General features: G+C 62.3%; 20 protein-coding genes. 12 read left to right on the plus strand and 8 right to left on the minus strand.

The features are described from left to right. The first annotated feature begins 3 nt into the window (after window positions 1-3). Window positions 4-405 (plus strand): hypothetical protein, encoded by a 402-nt coding sequence (locus tag AWB76_RS28585; protein WP_061163544.1) that lies wholly within the window; start codon window positions 4-6, stop codon window positions 403-405. Between the two features lie 23 nt (window positions 406-428). Here AWB76_RS28585 and AWB76_RS28590 read toward each other — a convergent pair whose 3' ends face one another. Next, window positions 429-1070: a DUF1109 domain-containing protein gene (locus AWB76_RS28590; RefSeq protein ID WP_061163489.1), complete on the minus strand. Its 642-nt coding sequence runs from the start codon at window positions 1068-1070 to the stop codon at window positions 429-431. Beyond that, window positions 1067-1615 (minus strand): sigma-70 family RNA polymerase sigma factor, encoded by a 549-nt coding sequence (locus AWB76_RS28595; protein ID WP_061163490.1) that lies wholly within the window; start codon window positions 1613-1615, stop codon window positions 1067-1069. The genes AWB76_RS28590 and AWB76_RS28595 overlap by 4 nt, the downstream gene beginning before the upstream one ends. 302 nt (window positions 1616-1917) lie before the next feature. Between AWB76_RS28595 and AWB76_RS28600 the strand changes: the two genes are divergently transcribed. The 3 genes from AWB76_RS28600 to AWB76_RS28610 all read left to right on the plus strand — a co-directional run bounded on the left by AWB76_RS28600 (window position 1918) and on the right by AWB76_RS28610 (window position 3685). Then, the gene (locus AWB76_RS28600) at window positions 1918-2556 is read left to right on the plus strand and encodes a cytochrome b/b6 domain-containing protein (protein ID WP_061163545.1); all 639 of its coding nucleotides are present in this window, start codon (window positions 1918-1920) and stop codon (window positions 2554-2556) included. Window positions 2557-2579: 23 nt separating this feature from the next. Then, window positions 2580-3356 carry a molybdopterin-dependent oxidoreductase gene (locus AWB76_RS28605; RefSeq protein WP_061163546.1) on the plus strand — a complete coding sequence of 259 codons (777 nt, stop codon included), beginning with the start codon at window positions 2580-2582 and terminating at the stop codon, window positions 3354-3356. 65 nt (window positions 3357-3421) lie between these two features. Next, a complete protein-coding gene (locus AWB76_RS28610) occupies window positions 3422-3685 on the plus strand; it encodes a pentapeptide MXKDX repeat protein (protein WP_061163491.1) in 264 nt (87 codons plus the stop codon). A gap of 47 nt (window positions 3686-3732) precedes the next feature. Here AWB76_RS28610 and AWB76_RS28615 read toward each other — a convergent pair whose 3' ends face one another. Then, window positions 3733-4794 (minus strand): class I SAM-dependent methyltransferase, encoded by a 1062-nt coding sequence (locus AWB76_RS28615; RefSeq protein WP_061163492.1) that lies wholly within the window; start codon window positions 4792-4794, stop codon window positions 3733-3735. A gap of 147 nt (window positions 4795-4941) precedes the next feature. Here AWB76_RS28615 and AWB76_RS28620 point away from each other — a divergent pair, with 147 nt between their 5' ends. Both AWB76_RS28620 and AWB76_RS28625 read left to right on the plus strand, forming a co-directional pair. Next, window positions 4942-5361 (plus strand): MarR family winged helix-turn-helix transcriptional regulator, encoded by a 420-nt coding sequence (locus tag AWB76_RS28620; RefSeq protein WP_061163493.1) that lies wholly within the window; start codon window positions 4942-4944, stop codon window positions 5359-5361. 74 nt (window positions 5362-5435) lie between these two features. Beyond that, a complete protein-coding gene (locus tag AWB76_RS28625; RefSeq protein ID WP_061163494.1) occupies window positions 5436-6743 on the plus strand; it encodes a chloride channel protein in 1308 nt (435 codons plus the stop codon). A gap of 9 nt (window positions 6744-6752) precedes the next feature. On the opposite strand, the gene AWB76_RS28630 is transcribed toward AWB76_RS28625, so the two are convergent. Both AWB76_RS28630 and AWB76_RS28635 read right to left on the minus strand, forming a co-directional pair. Further along, window positions 6753-8084 carry a type II toxin-antitoxin system HipA family toxin gene (locus tag AWB76_RS28630; protein WP_061163547.1) on the minus strand — a complete coding sequence of 444 codons (1332 nt, stop codon included), beginning with the start codon at window positions 8082-8084 and terminating at the stop codon, window positions 6753-6755. Beyond that, complete coding sequence (locus tag AWB76_RS28635) at window positions 8084-8437, minus strand: helix-turn-helix transcriptional regulator (RefSeq protein ID WP_061163495.1); 354 nt, start codon at window positions 8435-8437, stop codon at window positions 8084-8086. Before AWB76_RS28635 ends, AWB76_RS28630 begins: the two co-directional genes overlap by 1 nt. Window positions 8438-8905: 468 nt before the next feature. On the opposite strand from AWB76_RS28635, the gene AWB76_RS28640 reads away from it, so the two are divergent. Further along, window positions 8906-9175, plus strand: coding sequence for a hypothetical protein (locus AWB76_RS28640; RefSeq protein ID WP_061163496.1), 270 nt, complete (start codon window positions 8906-8908; stop codon window positions 9173-9175). Window positions 9176-9344: 169 nt separating this feature from the next. Here AWB76_RS28640 and AWB76_RS28645 read toward each other — a convergent pair whose 3' ends face one another. Beyond that, on the minus strand, window positions 9345-10007 hold the full coding sequence (locus tag AWB76_RS28645; protein ID WP_061163497.1) for an HAD family hydrolase: 663 nt from the start codon (window positions 10005-10007) through the stop codon (window positions 9345-9347). Window positions 10008-10123: 116 nt separating this feature from the next. Between AWB76_RS28645 and ku the strand changes: the two genes are divergently transcribed. The 4 genes from ku (at window position 10124) to AWB76_RS28665 (ending at window position 12661) form a co-directional block, all read left to right on the plus strand. Next, window positions 10124-11059, plus strand: coding sequence for a non-homologous end joining protein Ku (ku, locus tag AWB76_RS28650; RefSeq protein WP_061163498.1), 936 nt, complete (start codon window positions 10124-10126; stop codon window positions 11057-11059). After that, window positions 11056-11895, plus strand: a complete 840-nt coding sequence (locus AWB76_RS28655) for a tetratricopeptide repeat protein (RefSeq protein WP_244173486.1) — start codon at window positions 11056-11058, stop codon at window positions 11893-11895. The genes ku and AWB76_RS28655 overlap by 4 nt, the downstream gene beginning before the upstream one ends. Before the next feature lie 97 nt (window positions 11896-11992). After that, window positions 11993-12187 (plus strand): DUF2934 domain-containing protein, encoded by a 195-nt coding sequence (locus tag AWB76_RS28660; RefSeq protein WP_061163499.1) that lies wholly within the window; start codon window positions 11993-11995, stop codon window positions 12185-12187. Between the two features lie 87 nt (window positions 12188-12274). Beyond that, window positions 12275-12661 (plus strand): response regulator, encoded by a 387-nt coding sequence (locus AWB76_RS28665; protein ID WP_061163500.1) that lies wholly within the window; start codon window positions 12275-12277, stop codon window positions 12659-12661. A 27-nt stretch (window positions 12662-12688) separates the two neighbouring features. Here AWB76_RS28665 and AWB76_RS28670 read toward each other — a convergent pair whose 3' ends face one another. Both AWB76_RS28670 and AWB76_RS28675 read right to left on the minus strand, forming a co-directional pair. Further along, complete coding sequence (locus AWB76_RS28670) at window positions 12689-12877, minus strand: hypothetical protein (RefSeq protein ID WP_061163501.1); 189 nt, start codon at window positions 12875-12877, stop codon at window positions 12689-12691. A 109-nt stretch (window positions 12878-12986) separates the two neighbouring features. Beyond that, window positions 12987-13742 carry a GntR family transcriptional regulator gene (locus AWB76_RS28675; protein WP_061163502.1) on the minus strand — a complete coding sequence of 252 codons (756 nt, stop codon included), beginning with the start codon at window positions 13740-13742 and terminating at the stop codon, window positions 12987-12989. Between the two features lie 263 nt (window positions 13743-14005). Here AWB76_RS28675 and AWB76_RS28680 point away from each other — a divergent pair, with 263 nt between their 5' ends. Continuing rightward, window positions 14006-14275: a UxaA family hydrolase gene (locus tag AWB76_RS28680; protein WP_061163549.1), complete on the plus strand. Its 270-nt coding sequence runs from the start codon at window positions 14006-14008 to the stop codon at window positions 14273-14275. The last annotated feature ends 34 nt before the right edge of the window (window positions 14276-14309 follow it).

A 14309-nucleotide genomic window follows, 5' to 3' on the forward strand; every position in this document is an offset into this window, starting at 1 on the left:
ATCATGTCGAACGAGTGGACGCGTCGGGTCAAATTATTCGTGCAACGCTTCTGGCAACCGACGAGCGCATGCATGACGTGCATGCCCGGTAGCTGGAGCAATATCGCCAGCATGGCCCACTGGGCGATCGCGTTCAAAACCGGGCTGCTCACCGGACTGCTCGCGGTGCTTCTGACCTTCACGCCGGCCGCAAAGCTCTATGGCAACCGGTACGGCAACGCGGCGCTCGTCGGCCTGCTGACCGCCATCGGAGATACCTATGCGCATCCGAGCCATTACCGTCTGCCTTACGTCGAGCACGTGCTGACGGGCGTGGTTTCGGGGCTGCTGGCGCTGGCCGCCGCGTATCTTTTCGAAGACCGCGCGCGCCGCATCCGGGCGGCGTGGGCGCGCGTGTTCGGATAGCCGTCCTTTCGCGCCGAATCCGGCTACCAGCGCAACAGCCGCGGGCCCAGCCATGCGCCGATGAGCGCCGGCATCAGCATGCCCGCCGCGTACCACACGCCCCAGAACGCGGGGCTCATCTCCGGGCAATGCAGGCAGTAGACGATCGTCGCGGTCGAACTCGCCAGCAAGCCCGCGATGGCCCCGGCGAGGCGCAGGCGCGTCGGCGCGAGCGATCGCATCGCCCAGATCGCGGCGGGAAACGTCGGCACCGAAAGCAGCAGGATGTTGAACGGGCACGTGCGCCACGTATGCCCGAGCACGAGCGTCCAGCGCGCGGTCGAATCCGCCGTGTCCAGAACCAGCCAGCCGGCGATCCAGACCGCCGCGAAAGGCAGCGCGACGATCGCCCACGAATAGCCGAGGCGCGCGCCCGGCCGCCCGATCCGATCGATGACGAGCATCGCGCCGATGCCGGTTGCCAGCGGAAACGCGAGCTTCGCCCAGAAGATGCCCGTGCGCGCAACGATGCCGATGTCGTGACGCACGCCGAACACGATGCTCATCAGGACGAGCGAGCCCGCCGCGCCGAGCAGCAACGCCTGAACGAAGCGGCGCGAAACGACCGTGCGGTCGACGCGCGTGACCTGATTCGAAAGGAGGGTGATGAGTTCGTCGGTTTTCATCGAAGTCCCCGGATTTTGGCGGCGAGTGCCTTGAGACCGCGATGCACGCCCACTTTCACGGCCGATTCCGACAGACCCGTGATCCGCGCGGTCTCCGTCACTGACAATCCCTCCAGTTTCATATGAACGATCGGCAGACGCTGCTTGTCGGGCAGATGTTCGAGCAATTTGCCGACGTCGTGGCGCGCCTGAGCGGGTTCGTCGTCGATGGCGGCGAGCAGTTCCTCGTGATCGTCGAGCGGCACGTTCAGCGAGTCGCGGCGCGCGTGGGCGCGGAAGAAGTCCATCAGCTTGTAGCGGGCGATCGCGTGCAGCCACGCCGTCAACGGCTCGTCCGGACGATACGTGTGACGCGCGTTATGAACCGCCAGCAGGATTTCCTGGACGAGATCTTCGACATCGTCGGGACGATGCGCGATGCGCTTTCGCAGATAGCCGCGCAAATGCCGCGTGAGCGCCTGCAGAAAGCTGCGATACGCGTTCTGATCGCCATCGAGTCCGCCGATGAACAACGCTTTCAGCTTGCTTTCCGCATCGTGCGACATGGTTCCTGTAGGTCCGGTGCTGCGAGACGAAAAAGGGGATGAAGACGTGGACGACACGCCCGCCGCGGCAATGGCGACACGCAGGCCGCGCCGTGGATCGATCGCGTCAGGGTAGCCGAAGCCGTGATTCGTCTCAATAGCGCCTTCCTGATCCATGTCGTCGTTCACCTCCATCACGTTAGTTCGTTGCTTCGGCGTCGCGGGTTACAGCGAATTTTTTCGCGACACGGCTGTAACCGGCGCTGCCTCCACGACGAATTAGCTGGTAACCAACCTTCACGTTGACGATCACGGTGACCGACATGGAAACGATGAAAGCGCCACTCGCCTCCGCGCACGAACGCTCGCCTCGCGATGCGCCGATTCATCCGCTGTGGCTGCGCATCACGCACTGGCTCAATGCCCTCGCCGCGCTGATCATGATGTTCTCCGGCTGGCGCATCTACGATGCATCGCCGGTGTTCAGGCAGATCGTCATTCCGCCGTCGATCACGCTCGGCGGCTGGCTCGGCGGCGCGTTGCAGTGGCATTTCGCGGCGATGTGGCTGCTGGTGTTCAACGGCATCGTCTATGTCGCGCTGAACGTGGCGAGCGGCCGCGCCTTCTCGAAGTTCTTTCCCGTGTCGCCGCGCGCCGTGCTGCGCGATCTCATCGCGGCATTGAGCGGCAAGCTCTCGCACGCCGACTTGCGCCAGTACAACGCGGTGCAGAAGCTCGCGTATCTCGCGGTCATCGTCGATCTGCTGGTGCTCGTGCTCTCCGGGCTCGCGATCTGGAAATCGGTGCAATTCCCGCTGCTGCGCGAACTGATGGGCGGCTACGACAACGCGCGCATCGTGCATTTCTGCGCGATGGCGGTGATGGCGGCGTTCGTCGTCGTGCATGTGGCGATGGTCGCGCTCGTGCCGCGCTCGCTGCTGACGATGCTGCGCGGCCGCTGATGAACAACGGGAACAAACACGCCATGAAAACCGACGACAACCGAATCATCAAGGTGGATCGCGCAGCCGTGCTGGCCGACGCGCGCCGTGAACTCGACAACCCTTCGCGGCGGCTCTTCGGCAAGCGCGTGCTGACGCTGGGCGGATTGTCGCTCCTGACCGGCTGCTCGATCACCGACGAAGACTCGGTGAACAAATTTCTCACCGCCGTCTCGCGTCTGAACGATCGCGCGCAGGCGCTGCTCTTCGATCCGAAGCAGCTCGCGCCCACATACACCGAGGCGCAACTCACGCGGCCGTTTCCGTTCAATGCGTTCTACGGAATCGACGACGTGCCCGAAGTGAACGGCGACGACTATCGGCTGAAAGTGAGCGGTCTCGTCACGGGGCAACGCGTCTGGACCCTGCCGCAGTTGTATGCGCTGCCGCACGCGGAGCAGATCACGCGGCATATCTGCGTCGAAGGCTGGAGCGCGATCGGACGCTGGGGCGGCACGCCGTTCTCCGAGTTTCTGCGGCGCGTGGGCGCGGATACGACGGCGAAGTACGTCGGCTTCCGTTGCGCCGACGATTACTACGAAAGCATCGACATGCCGACTGCGCTGCATCCGCAGACGCTGCTGACGTTCGAATACGACGGCCAGCGTCTGCCAGCGAAATACGGCTATCCGATGAAGCTGCGCATGCCGACCAAGCTCGGCTACAAGAACCCGAAGCACATCGTCGAGATATTCGTCACCAATACGTATCCGGGCGGCTATTGGGTCGACCAGGGATACAACTGGTTCGGCGGCTCCTGAGCGCCGCGCCATCCACCGTTCCGGATTGTCCGGATGCCATGTCTGACCCACCAAGGAGAGAAGCAATGAAGCGATTGATGACGGCAGTACTCGTAGCGGCGCTGTCGATGGGCGCATCGACCGTATTTGCGCAGGCCAGCGGCGCGATGTCGAACGACGCCATGTCGAAAGACTCGATGTCGAAGGATTCGATGTCCAAGGATTCGATGTCCAAGGATTCGATGTCCAAGGATTCGATGTCGAAAGACTCGATGAAGAAGAGCGACAAGATGAAGAAACACGACGCGATGGGCATGGACCATCCGGCATCGGGCGCGATGTCGCAGTAACGCACGGAAGACCAGGACCGGGCGCGAAGCCGCGCCCGAATCCTTCTTCACGCTTGCGCCTGAAAGACCATGTTGAACGGCGTCTGCGTGACGCGCGTAAAGCGCGTGAAACCGCCCTCCGTCACGACTTCTCTCAGCCGTGCCTCGCCCGCCTGCGCGCCGAGCGCCCGTTGCCCTTCCTGCGACAGCGATGCAGCCGTGCAGATCATCGTGGAAGCCGAATAGAACACACGTCCGACGGGATTCAGGTTGTCTTCGAGCCGGTCATTCGCGAAGGGCTCGACGATCATCCATGAACCGCCTGGCCTGAGCGATTGCAACACATGCGCGGCTGCACCGGCGGGGTCGCCCATGTCGTGCAGACAGTCGAAAAACGCGACGAGATCGTAATCGTTGCCGGGATACTGCTGCGCACTGGCGACCTCGAACGTGACGCGCTCGCTGACGCCTGCATCGGCCGCGGATTCGCGCGCACGTTGGATCGAAGGCTCGTGATAGTCGAAGCCGATGAACGTGGCATGCGGATACGCGTGGGCCAGCAGGATCGTGGATACGCCGTGCCCGCAGCCGACATCGGCGACTTTTGCGCCTGGCGATTCGAGCGCGGCCTGAACGCCGTCGAGCGCCGGAATCCACTCGTGGACGAGATGCGCGGCGTAGCCCGGACGAAAGAAGCGCTCGGTTCCCTTGAAGAGCGACGGATGATGCTGATGCCATCCGACGCCGAGTCCCGTGCGAAACGCGGCCTCCAGTTTCGGCAGGGCGCGGAACATCGCTTCGGCGCAATCGCAAAATCCGGGGATGAAGGTCGGGCTGGTCTCGACGGCGAAGCACGTGGCCATTTCGTTTTCGAGCCGATAAGCCCCGCTCGCGGCGTCATAAGAGATGAAGCCCGAAGCTGCCTGTGCGGCGAGCCACTCGCGAACATAACGCTCGGCGAGTTCGGTGCGCTCGGCAAGTTGAGCCGACGTCATCCAGCCCTGTTCTGCCATTGTTTTATAGAGGCCCAGCCGGTCTCCCAGCGCGATGAGCGGCGCACTGGCCACCGCGCCGAATTCGCCGACCATGCGTCCCATGAAGTCCTGCACCTTCTGTTCATCATATTGCATGACAAGCTCCCGACGCGGACGAGTCGTGCAACAAATTATAGGTAGAACAAACGAAATTGAAAAACGAAGCGTGCCGTACGTCACGCCCTAAACTATGTATGATCCGCCAACATAAATAGCGACAACCGACTCGAATCAGGATCATCCATGTCATCGAACACGAAACAGAAGGCCGGCTTGCCAGGCAAACAGGATCTGGAAGCGATGTCGATCTTCCGTTACGAACTGCGCAAGTTCCTGCGCGTGTCGGAGGAAGTCTGCAACGCAGCGGGCATCACGACGCTTCAGTATCAATTGCTGCTGCACGTGTGCGGCTTTCCCGAGCGACGATGGGCGACCGTTGGCGAGCTTGCCGAGCGCCTTCAGGCCGCGCCCAACGGCACCGCCGCGCTGGTCTCGCGCTGCGAGGCGGCGGGGCTCGTTAAGCGCAAGACCGACAAGACCGATCGCCGTCAGGTTCAGGTGCATCTGACGGCAAAAGGCGAGCGATGCCTGCTCAAACTCGCGGCCGAGCACAAGACGCACTATGGATCGTTCGCCTGGGTGTTCGGCGAAAAGCATGCGTGAGCGGGCACGCGTCGAAGAAGATGGTCTGAAATTTATGTCACAATGTGCCTTAAATTCTGATTCGACTTTCTCCGATGCGCATTCCCCGATTCATCGACCGACGCACGATTCTGCGCGGCAGGCGGCTGTGGCTGCATTACGGCGTCTTCTGGCTCGGCGCGGTCGCGACCGGCCTCATCGCGGTCATGTATGCGCGGCTTATCGACTTCGGGTATGACGCTTTTCTGCGCGTCGTCGCCGTCTACTGGTGGCTGCCGCTGCTGGTCACGCCGGCGATCGCCGCCCTCGCGGTCTGGCTCACGCGCCGTTTCTTTCCCGGTTCCGAAGGCAGCGGGATTCCGCAGGTCATCGCGATGCTGCACGATGGCCGCGAGCTCGGACCGCGCCTGCTCACCATCCGCATTCTCGTCGGCAAGATCGTCGTGTCGTTCCTGTCGATTCTCGGCGGCTTCACCATCGGGCGCGAAGGGCCGACCATCCATGTGGGCGCGGCGCTCATGTTCAGCTTGCGCCGTTTCTATCCCGAACGCCTGCGCAAGATGCGCGGCGGCGCGCTGGAACGGAATCTGGCGCTCGCGGGCGCGGCGGCGGGATTGTCGGCTGCGTTCAATGCGCCGCTCGCCGGCGTCGTATTCGCGATCGAAGAACTCACGCGCAGCTTCGAGCAGCGCACGAGCGGCGTGCTGATCACGGCGATCATCTTCGCCGGTATCGTGTCGCTCGGGCTGCAAGGCAATTACGTGTACTTCGGCACGATCGATCTCACCGGACACTTCCCCGATTCGCTCGCGCTCGCCGTTGTGCTGCTGGGCGCCGTGACGGGCGTCGCGGGCGGCATATTCTGCTGGCTGCTGCTCAACACGCATCGCTGGATGCCGGGCCGTCTCGTGATCTGGCGCAAGTCGCATCCGGTCGCGTTCGGCGCCGCATGCGGACTGTTCATCGCCGTGATCGGTGTCGTCGCGGGCGGTCATACGTTCGGCAGCGGCTATGCGGAAGCGCGCGGCATGCTCGAAGGCAATTCGCAACTCGGCGCGAGCTATCCGCTGCTCAAGATGGCGTCGATGGTCGGTTCGTATCTTCCGGGCGCGCCGGGCGGACTCTTCGCGCCGTCGCTCGCTATTGGGGCGGGCATCGGCAATGCGCTGCATCTCGTGTTCGGCGGCATGGAGTTGCCGATGCTGATCGCGCTCGGCATGGTCGGCTATCTCGCCGCCGTCACGCAGAGTCCGATCACGGCGTTCGTGATCGTCATCGAGATGATCAACGGGCACGCGCTCGTGCTGTCGCTGATGGCCACCGCGCTCATTTCGAGTCAGGTGTCGAAGCTGTTCGCGCCGCCGCTTTACGAAGCGCTCGCGCACAAATACATGAGCAAGTAATGCCGCGCGTCACGACGCGAGCTTGCGGGCCAGCCGGCGCATGCCGTCGAAGATCGCGCCGGCGACGTCCATCGGGAATTCGCGTGGCAGCAGCGCGCTCACTTCGTCGATGACCTGCGGCGTGCGTGCGCCGACTTCATCGATCATCGTCTCCACCTCGGCTGCGGCGAGCCCGACGCGCCGCCCCTGCGCGATCCAGTGCCGGCGCTGGATTTCGCCGATCAGATAGTGGACGTTCTTGCTGCGCACGGCCATCGCGAGCCGCACGCGTTGCGCGGCAAACTGGTTCGCTCCCGTGCCGATGACCGGATGCGCCGACAGCACGTCATAGAGCGGCGTCGATTCGTACTCGTTGCCGGGCAGATGCGCGATGCTGAAGTTCTTCGCATGGCCATCGGTGGCGGCGAGCACCCAGAAGATCATCTGCGACAGGAAGAAGCGGCGGCGGTCTTCAGCGGCATGCGTCGATCCCGAAAGCACCTCCATGATTCGTTCGATGCCCGGCCCGCCGTCCGATTCGTACTTGAGCAGCGCGGGCGTGCCGGTGGCCTGGCACATGTCCTCCTGCGGCAGGCGCAGAATCCACGACTTGTCGCTCGACAGACGGCGATCGAAGCGCTCGACGACGAGCACCTTCTGATCGTCGAACCGTTCCATCTCGCATCGCGCGATGGGCAGGCCATATGCCGCGACGATCTTCGAGCACAGCCATTCGTTTTCGACCGATGTGCGCATGTCGGCGCGCATGTTGCCGACGAGCCCGAGTGGCAGCTTGAAGATGTGCGTCGTCGGCGTGCTGCCTTCGGGTAGAAGCCAGCGCCTGCCGTGACGCAGAAGCGCGGTCTTTTCCTGCGCACCGGCGATGGAAAGACGCAGGTCGTCGACTGGTTCATGCTGACCGAGCTGCGGCGCGGATGTCGTCTCGCGCAAGAGACGCGCGATTTGCGCTGCGTTCAGCGCGCGGCCCTTGATGCTGTCGAGATCGACGGGTTCTTCGCCGGGCGGCAGCATCTGAAGGGCGCCGACGCAATCGCGGCCCAATTGCGCGAGCAACTGGAACGGCGCTGTGCCGCCGGTGCGAAATCGCGTGGCGATGCGGCGGCGGATCGGCTCGCTGTCGGGCAGTAGATTGTCGAAGAAATCCGTGACGACCTGTCCGCGCCACGGCTGATTGCCCGGCGTGAAGGGCAGCGATAGGGACAGCGGGCGGCCTTGCGGATCGGCGATCCAGTCATCGCGATAGACGAGACGTTCGCCTGCGGGTCCGCTTTCCCATTGTCCGACGGGCAGGCCGTTCATCCACAGGTCGAGTCGTCCGGTTTGCGTGCGGCGCGCCATGATCACCAGTTCTCCCGTTTCTTCGTGGTGGTTTTGCTGGCGCTCGCGGCGCGCTTGCGCGCGGTGCGGGAACGCGCGGCGGTCGCTTTCGCGGCGATGGGCGGCGAGTCGATCTGTGCGGCTTCCTTTGCCTTTGTCCTTGCCGCTTGCGTGAGCGCGAGTTCGACGTCGAGCACGCGCAGAACCTTGAAGAGACGCTCGACGCTCACGGCCGCGGGATTGGCTTCGAGTTGCGCGTAAGTCTGCTGCGTGACGCCGAGACGCGCGGCGACCAGCGCCTGCGTGAGGCCCGCTGCCTTGCGAAAGCCGAGCAGGATCGGTCTCAACTGGTTCAGCGTTTTCAGGGAATAGTCCATCGCAGGCTCCTACAGGCTTTGGTCTGTAAATGGATTTTACAGCGTATGAACTGTTTTGCGTTAAAACAGCCAATCGCCTGTGAAGCGGTTCGATGAACCATCAGACGAAATCCTTTGGGTGGATGCCGTCTGCACGCGACAGTGAGATAGGCCGACACCCGAGATTTTTCTGCAAACGGCTATTTATTTACTGTTGAGCGTGCACGACGATTGCGTGCCGCGGTCCGAAATTTGCTGCAAACCCGGTATGCCATCTGAACGCCTCTCTTGCATCTATCGGTCAGAATTAGCCGTGGGTAACGGCGCCGTATAGAGTTAAGAAGCCGGTGAGGTGTCGTTTATGAAGCGCGCTATCGAATCTTCAGACAAGCGCTGCGCCCGAACAGTCGGACTTTTCTTTCGATGCATCGAGGTGAAGCATCATTTCGAAAAGCGCTTCATCGGATGTGCTTTCCAAGGAAGGACATCATGTACTCCATGAGCGGTTTTTTTGTCGAAATCATTCCGGAACATGTGCCGAACGACGGTTGGACTGCAATCGCGCAGTTCTCGCGACAGGGCGACTATCGAAAGCACGACGACGTGCCCAAGGCGAGCTTTCCAACGTATGTGGCGTACGGAACACGAAGCGCCGCCGAGCGCGCAGCGGCGCAGTGGGCGCGTGAATTCGTGTCGTCGTCGAGTGAGGTTCTTGAGTCGTCTTTGCGTCTCGAAGAAGCAGCGCGCAAGGCTCATTAGGCGGATAGAGGACTCGTAGATTAGGGGATAGAAATTTCCTTGATCGAAATAGGTGGGAATGCCATTAAATGGACGGAGACGTTTTCGTCGTTTGAAACGGGTTACGGTTCTCAATGGAGCGGCGCTTCGCAATCGGGTGCCATCGTCGGTTGATCGCGCCAGATGCCGATCACTCCGCGAGCGGCGAAGCGCCGAAGCAGGCTAGAAGGGCGGCCGGTCCCGGATAAACCGCAATACAGCCGGCCTCTCGCAACGACTGCTCGGAAAACCCGCCGCAGAGCAGGCCGATCGTGCGCAAACCCGTCTTCGATGCGGCCTGAGCATCGTATGGCGAGTCGCCGATCACGATTGCGTTCACCGGCTCGACCCCGAGCTTGTGCAACGCGGCCTGAAACACATCGGGTGCGGGCTTCGATGTCTCGACATCCTCGGACGACACCGTGACGTCGATCAGATCGGGAACGCCTGAAATATCGAGGTACACGTCGAGTTCGTCCTTCTTCGCGGACGTCCCAATCGCGAGTTTCACGCCTTCGCTGCGCAGCTTGCGGAACAGTTCGGGCACCGCCGCGAACGGCCGTACCATCCGCAGATAGTTCGCCTTGAAGTGTTCGCCGCGCCAGGCTTCGAGTGCCTTGCCATGATCGGCGAGATCCGCATCCGAGAGAAAGACGGGCAAGAGATTGTCCCCGCCCTTGCCGATCTGACTGCGCGCCTGTTCGAAGCTGACGTCATGCCCGAAATGCGCGAACGCTTCATGCCACGCCAGCGCATGAAGGTCGACCGAGTCGATCAGCGTTCCGTCGACGTCAAAGATTGCGGCGAGTGGCATAGAACCTCCGAGGATAAAGGCATTCTGCAAGGCACGTTCCCGCCCGACGCTCCGCGAGAGCAAGTCCGCGCCCGGTGCTATCCTGTAAGCCGCTCGTCGATGCCAAGGAGAAGCCCATGCCGGCCCGCTCAATCGCTTCGCTGTCGCTGTCCTTCGGACTGGTCTCGATTCCGGTCAAGCTCTATTCGGCAACCGAAAGCGCCTCCGACGTGCGCTTCAATCTGCTTGCGCCGGATGGCTCGCGCGTGAAGCAGCAATACGTGTCCGAAGCCACCGGCAAAATCGTCGAACGGGCCGCCATGCAAAAGGGCTATCAATTCGAGCGGGACAAGTACGTGGTCTTCACGGCGGACGAACTGAAGGCGCTCGAAGAAAGCGCCACGCATGTCGTCGAGATCGTCTCGTTCGTGCCCGAGAAATCGGTCGATCCGGTCTTCTATGACAAAGCCTACTTCATCGCGCCGGACAAGCGAGGCGGCAAACCCTACAGCCTTCTGCAAGACGCGCTCGCCCGGACCGGACGATGTGCGCTCGCCAAGTGGGCCTACAAAGGGCGCACGCGGATCGTTCAGGTGCGGCCTGCCGAGGGCGGCATGATCTTCCAGCAATTGCTCTTCGCCGATGAAGTGCGTTCGCTCAAGGAACTCGATATCGAACATGTGACGGTGTCGGAGTCGGAACTGAAGCTCGCGATTCAGATCATCGAACAGGGTGCGGAGGACAGCTACGACGCGTCCGCCTACGAGGACGAAGAGAAGAAGCGCATTCTCGCGGCGATCGACCGCAAGATCGAGGGCAAGCAAGTCATCGCCGCTGAAACGCACGAGGATGAAGCGAGCGGCGAGGTCATCGATCTGATGGAGGCGCTTCGCGCAAGCCTCGCCAAAGGCAGCGCGAAGACGAAGCCCGCGGCCGCGAAGCGCAAGACAGCCGCCAGGCCGGTTGAAGAAGACGCCGAGGCCGTCAGCGTTCCCAAGACGAGAAAGCCCGCCGCGCGCGCGCCGAAAGTGGCCGCGACGGAAGCGCCGGCCAAGGTGCGCGCGCGCAAGTGAAGCAGACCCTCTCGCACGATGTGACGATGTCGAAGCTCCAGTCCATGCTCGGCGTGTCTCGACGCGTCATCGAAGGACTCATCGCGCTCGGACTCGTGACGCCGGCTCGCGGCGCACGCAATGAAATGCGCTTTTCGTTTCAGGACGTCGTGATGCTTCGCACGGCGCTCCAGTTGCGATCGTCACACGCATCGCCGCGCAAGATTCGCGACGCACTCGCGCGGCTGAGGCGCGAGTTGCCCGATACGCTTCCGCTGTCTGGCATCCGCGTGGCGGCGGAAGGCGATTCGATCGTGGTCAAGACCGGTCCGTCGCGCTGGGATGCGGTCACGGGGCAGATGCTGCTGGATTTCGAGGTGGCGCAAGTGAAGGGCGATGTCGTCGTATTCGACGCGACGCCCGAGCGCAAGAGTGCCGCGTCCGAACAGGCGCAGGAATGGTACGCGCTGGCCGAGCAGTTGATGACGAGCGACCCCATCGGCGCGGCGCACGGCTATCGACGTGCGATCGAGCTGGCGCCCGAACCGTTCTATTCCGCGTATGTCGATCTGGGAGCCTTGCTCTGCGAGACCGAAGGCCAGTGCGAGAGCGCGCTGAATATCTTCGATGAGGCGCTCACGCACTTCCCGAACGACGCCGTCCTGCACTTCAATCGCGCGGTCGCGCTCGACATGCTCGATCGGCTCGACGAGGCCCGGCAAAGCTACGAGCAGTGCCTGGCCATCGACCCTGACTACGCGGATGCGCATCACAATCTGGCTATTCTTCTGGACAAACGCGGTGACCGGCGCGGCCTCATTCGCCACTTGAGCGCGTATCGCAGACTGAACAGTTAGCGAAGCGTCCTGCACTGTCCGGGGCACGGCAGTTGCTCTTCGGTGTGAAGGCCAGCGCCGCTCGGCCGGCAAGCCATCTCGCAACAGGGAGCCAATCATGGACGATCAGAAAGAGCAGGACCGTATTCGACGTCGCGCCTACGAAATGTGGGAGCGTGAAGGCAGTCCTGATGGACGCGCGGAGGAATTCTGGCAACGGGCAATATCGTCGCTCGAAGCGGAGGATTCGCCGGACGCCGCGAATGAACAGCAGGTCGATGGCGAGGGACGGAACGTCGCGACGGGAACGTGACCGCGCACGACGTTGTCACGGCATAAAGACAAGCTAGGCACGCGCGATGCGCACCTGCGGTAGACACACCACCGCTTTCGCACTCACATGACGTCCAAAGAAAATAACGAGCGTGGGCGCAGCCCGGCTGTCCTGCTGATCGACGACGACTTCGACACACGTCAAGTCTGGTCGATGGTTTTCGAATTGGAAGGGCTGACGGCGATCACGGCCACCGATGGCGAAGAAGGTCTGAACAAGGCGCAGGCGCTGCGACCGGATATCGTCATCTGTGACTTCATGATGCCCGGAATGAATGGCCTCGAAGTGTGCAGGCGCCTTCGCGCGGATGGGCGCTTCGAAGGCGTCGCGCTGATTCTCTGGTCGGCGGCGCGCGGCATCGATCCGGACAATCTGGCTGATTTGCTCGTCGAGAAGCCGGCCAAGCCCGAAGTCGTTCTGGCGCACGTGCGCGATCTGCTTCACCTGCGATGAGCGAAGCATCTTGCACCGACCGGCGCATCAGCTCGTCGCGAACTGGATGCGGTCGGGCGGAAAGCCGAGTTCGTGAGCCGCTTCTTCGAGGTCGCTCAGCGATGGTCCGAACAGATCTCCGATTTCCTCCGTGCCGACGTACAGCTTCCCCGACCACTTGAGTCCTTGCAAGGGCGGCACGGCCAGAAGGGTGATCCTGTCGTTGTCGTCGTGCATTGCTGTCTCCGCGAGTAACGCCGGATCAATTATCTGACGACTTTCTGCAAACGGCATATTTGTCTGTTGTCCGTAAACGCCCCTTATTGGACGCCGCTTTGGCCCATGGTCAGAAGTCGTGGCTCTTCACCGTCCCCGCCACATACTCGTACTCGTCCGTGTTGATGTGCGTGAGGCGATATTCGACCGGCTTCTGATTCAGCGAATACGCGACGCGTTCCACTTCCAGCACGGGCGCGCCCACATCGAGTTCGAGCAGTCTGCTTTCGAGTTCGCTCGCCCGCCCGACGCGCAGACGTTCGTCCGTACCGGTCACGTTGATGCCGAACGCATCCTGATAGAAGTTGTAAAGCGTATTCGGACGGCTCTTCAGCATGCTTTCGGTGAGGCCGGGAAACTTCGTTTCCGGCAGCATGACGGTATCGACCACTACGATCTTGTCGTGCAGCGCGAGCGCGTTCGTGAAGACGAAGAGCCGCGTGCCCTCGTCGATGCCGAGCCGTGCCGCGACCAGCGGCGTCGACTTGGCGCGCCTGAAGTTGACGAGCGTGACGACCGGATAAGTGCGATCGCCGTCGCGGCGCGCCACGCGGAAGAAGCGGAAGAAATGCCGGTCGCGCCGATGCTGCGCGACGAACGTCCCCAGCCCTTGATGCCGGATGAGGATGTTCTCCGCGCATAACTCGTCGATGGCTTTGCGCAGCGTGCCGATCGACACGCCGAAGCGCTCCGCGAGTTTCTTCTCCGAGGGAATCACCTCGCCGCCTTTCCATTCCTGCGCGCCGAGCGCGGCCAGCATCGCCTCTTTCACTTCCTTGTACCGCGTGCCGCCCGGACCGATCGGCATGGCCGTGACTGTGCTCATTGCGCCTCCCTCGACTGCTCTCTGGACATCTGAATCTGAATGTCGGCTCATTGTACCCGCGCGCCTGAAAGATGTAACACATATAGATGACCTAGTTGACATGGATGATATCGACGCCTACTATGCATCTCAACGAACGGCGCCAGGTCGATTCGGCCGGTCCTTCGAACCATGACCAACAGGAGGAGCACATGAGTCACGCAGCAGCGGGAGCAAGTCGTGCAGCGAAGCCGGAGGCGGGTGAACGCAGAACGATCCACATCGTGTTGCATGAAGCCAAGGACACGGTCGGCGTCGCGGTGGTCGAGGGCATCAAGGCGGGGTCGCAGCTGAACGCGTGGATCATGGACGAGGACGAGATCGTCACCGTTGCGGCGAAGCAGGACATTCCAATCGGTCACAAGGTCGCGCTCAAGGACATGAAGGTCGGCGACACGGTGTTCAAGTACGGCGTGGATATCGGCAAGGTGGTGGCGCCCATCACGGCGGGCGAGCACGCGCACGTGCACAACATCAAGACGAAGCGCTGGTAAAGCGCCGCGCGCATCCGGAACACCTTCATCCCCA

The organism is Caballeronia temeraria (assembly GCF_001544795.2).
GTDB lineage: Bacteria > Pseudomonadota > Gammaproteobacteria > Burkholderiales > Burkholderiaceae > Caballeronia > Caballeronia temeraria.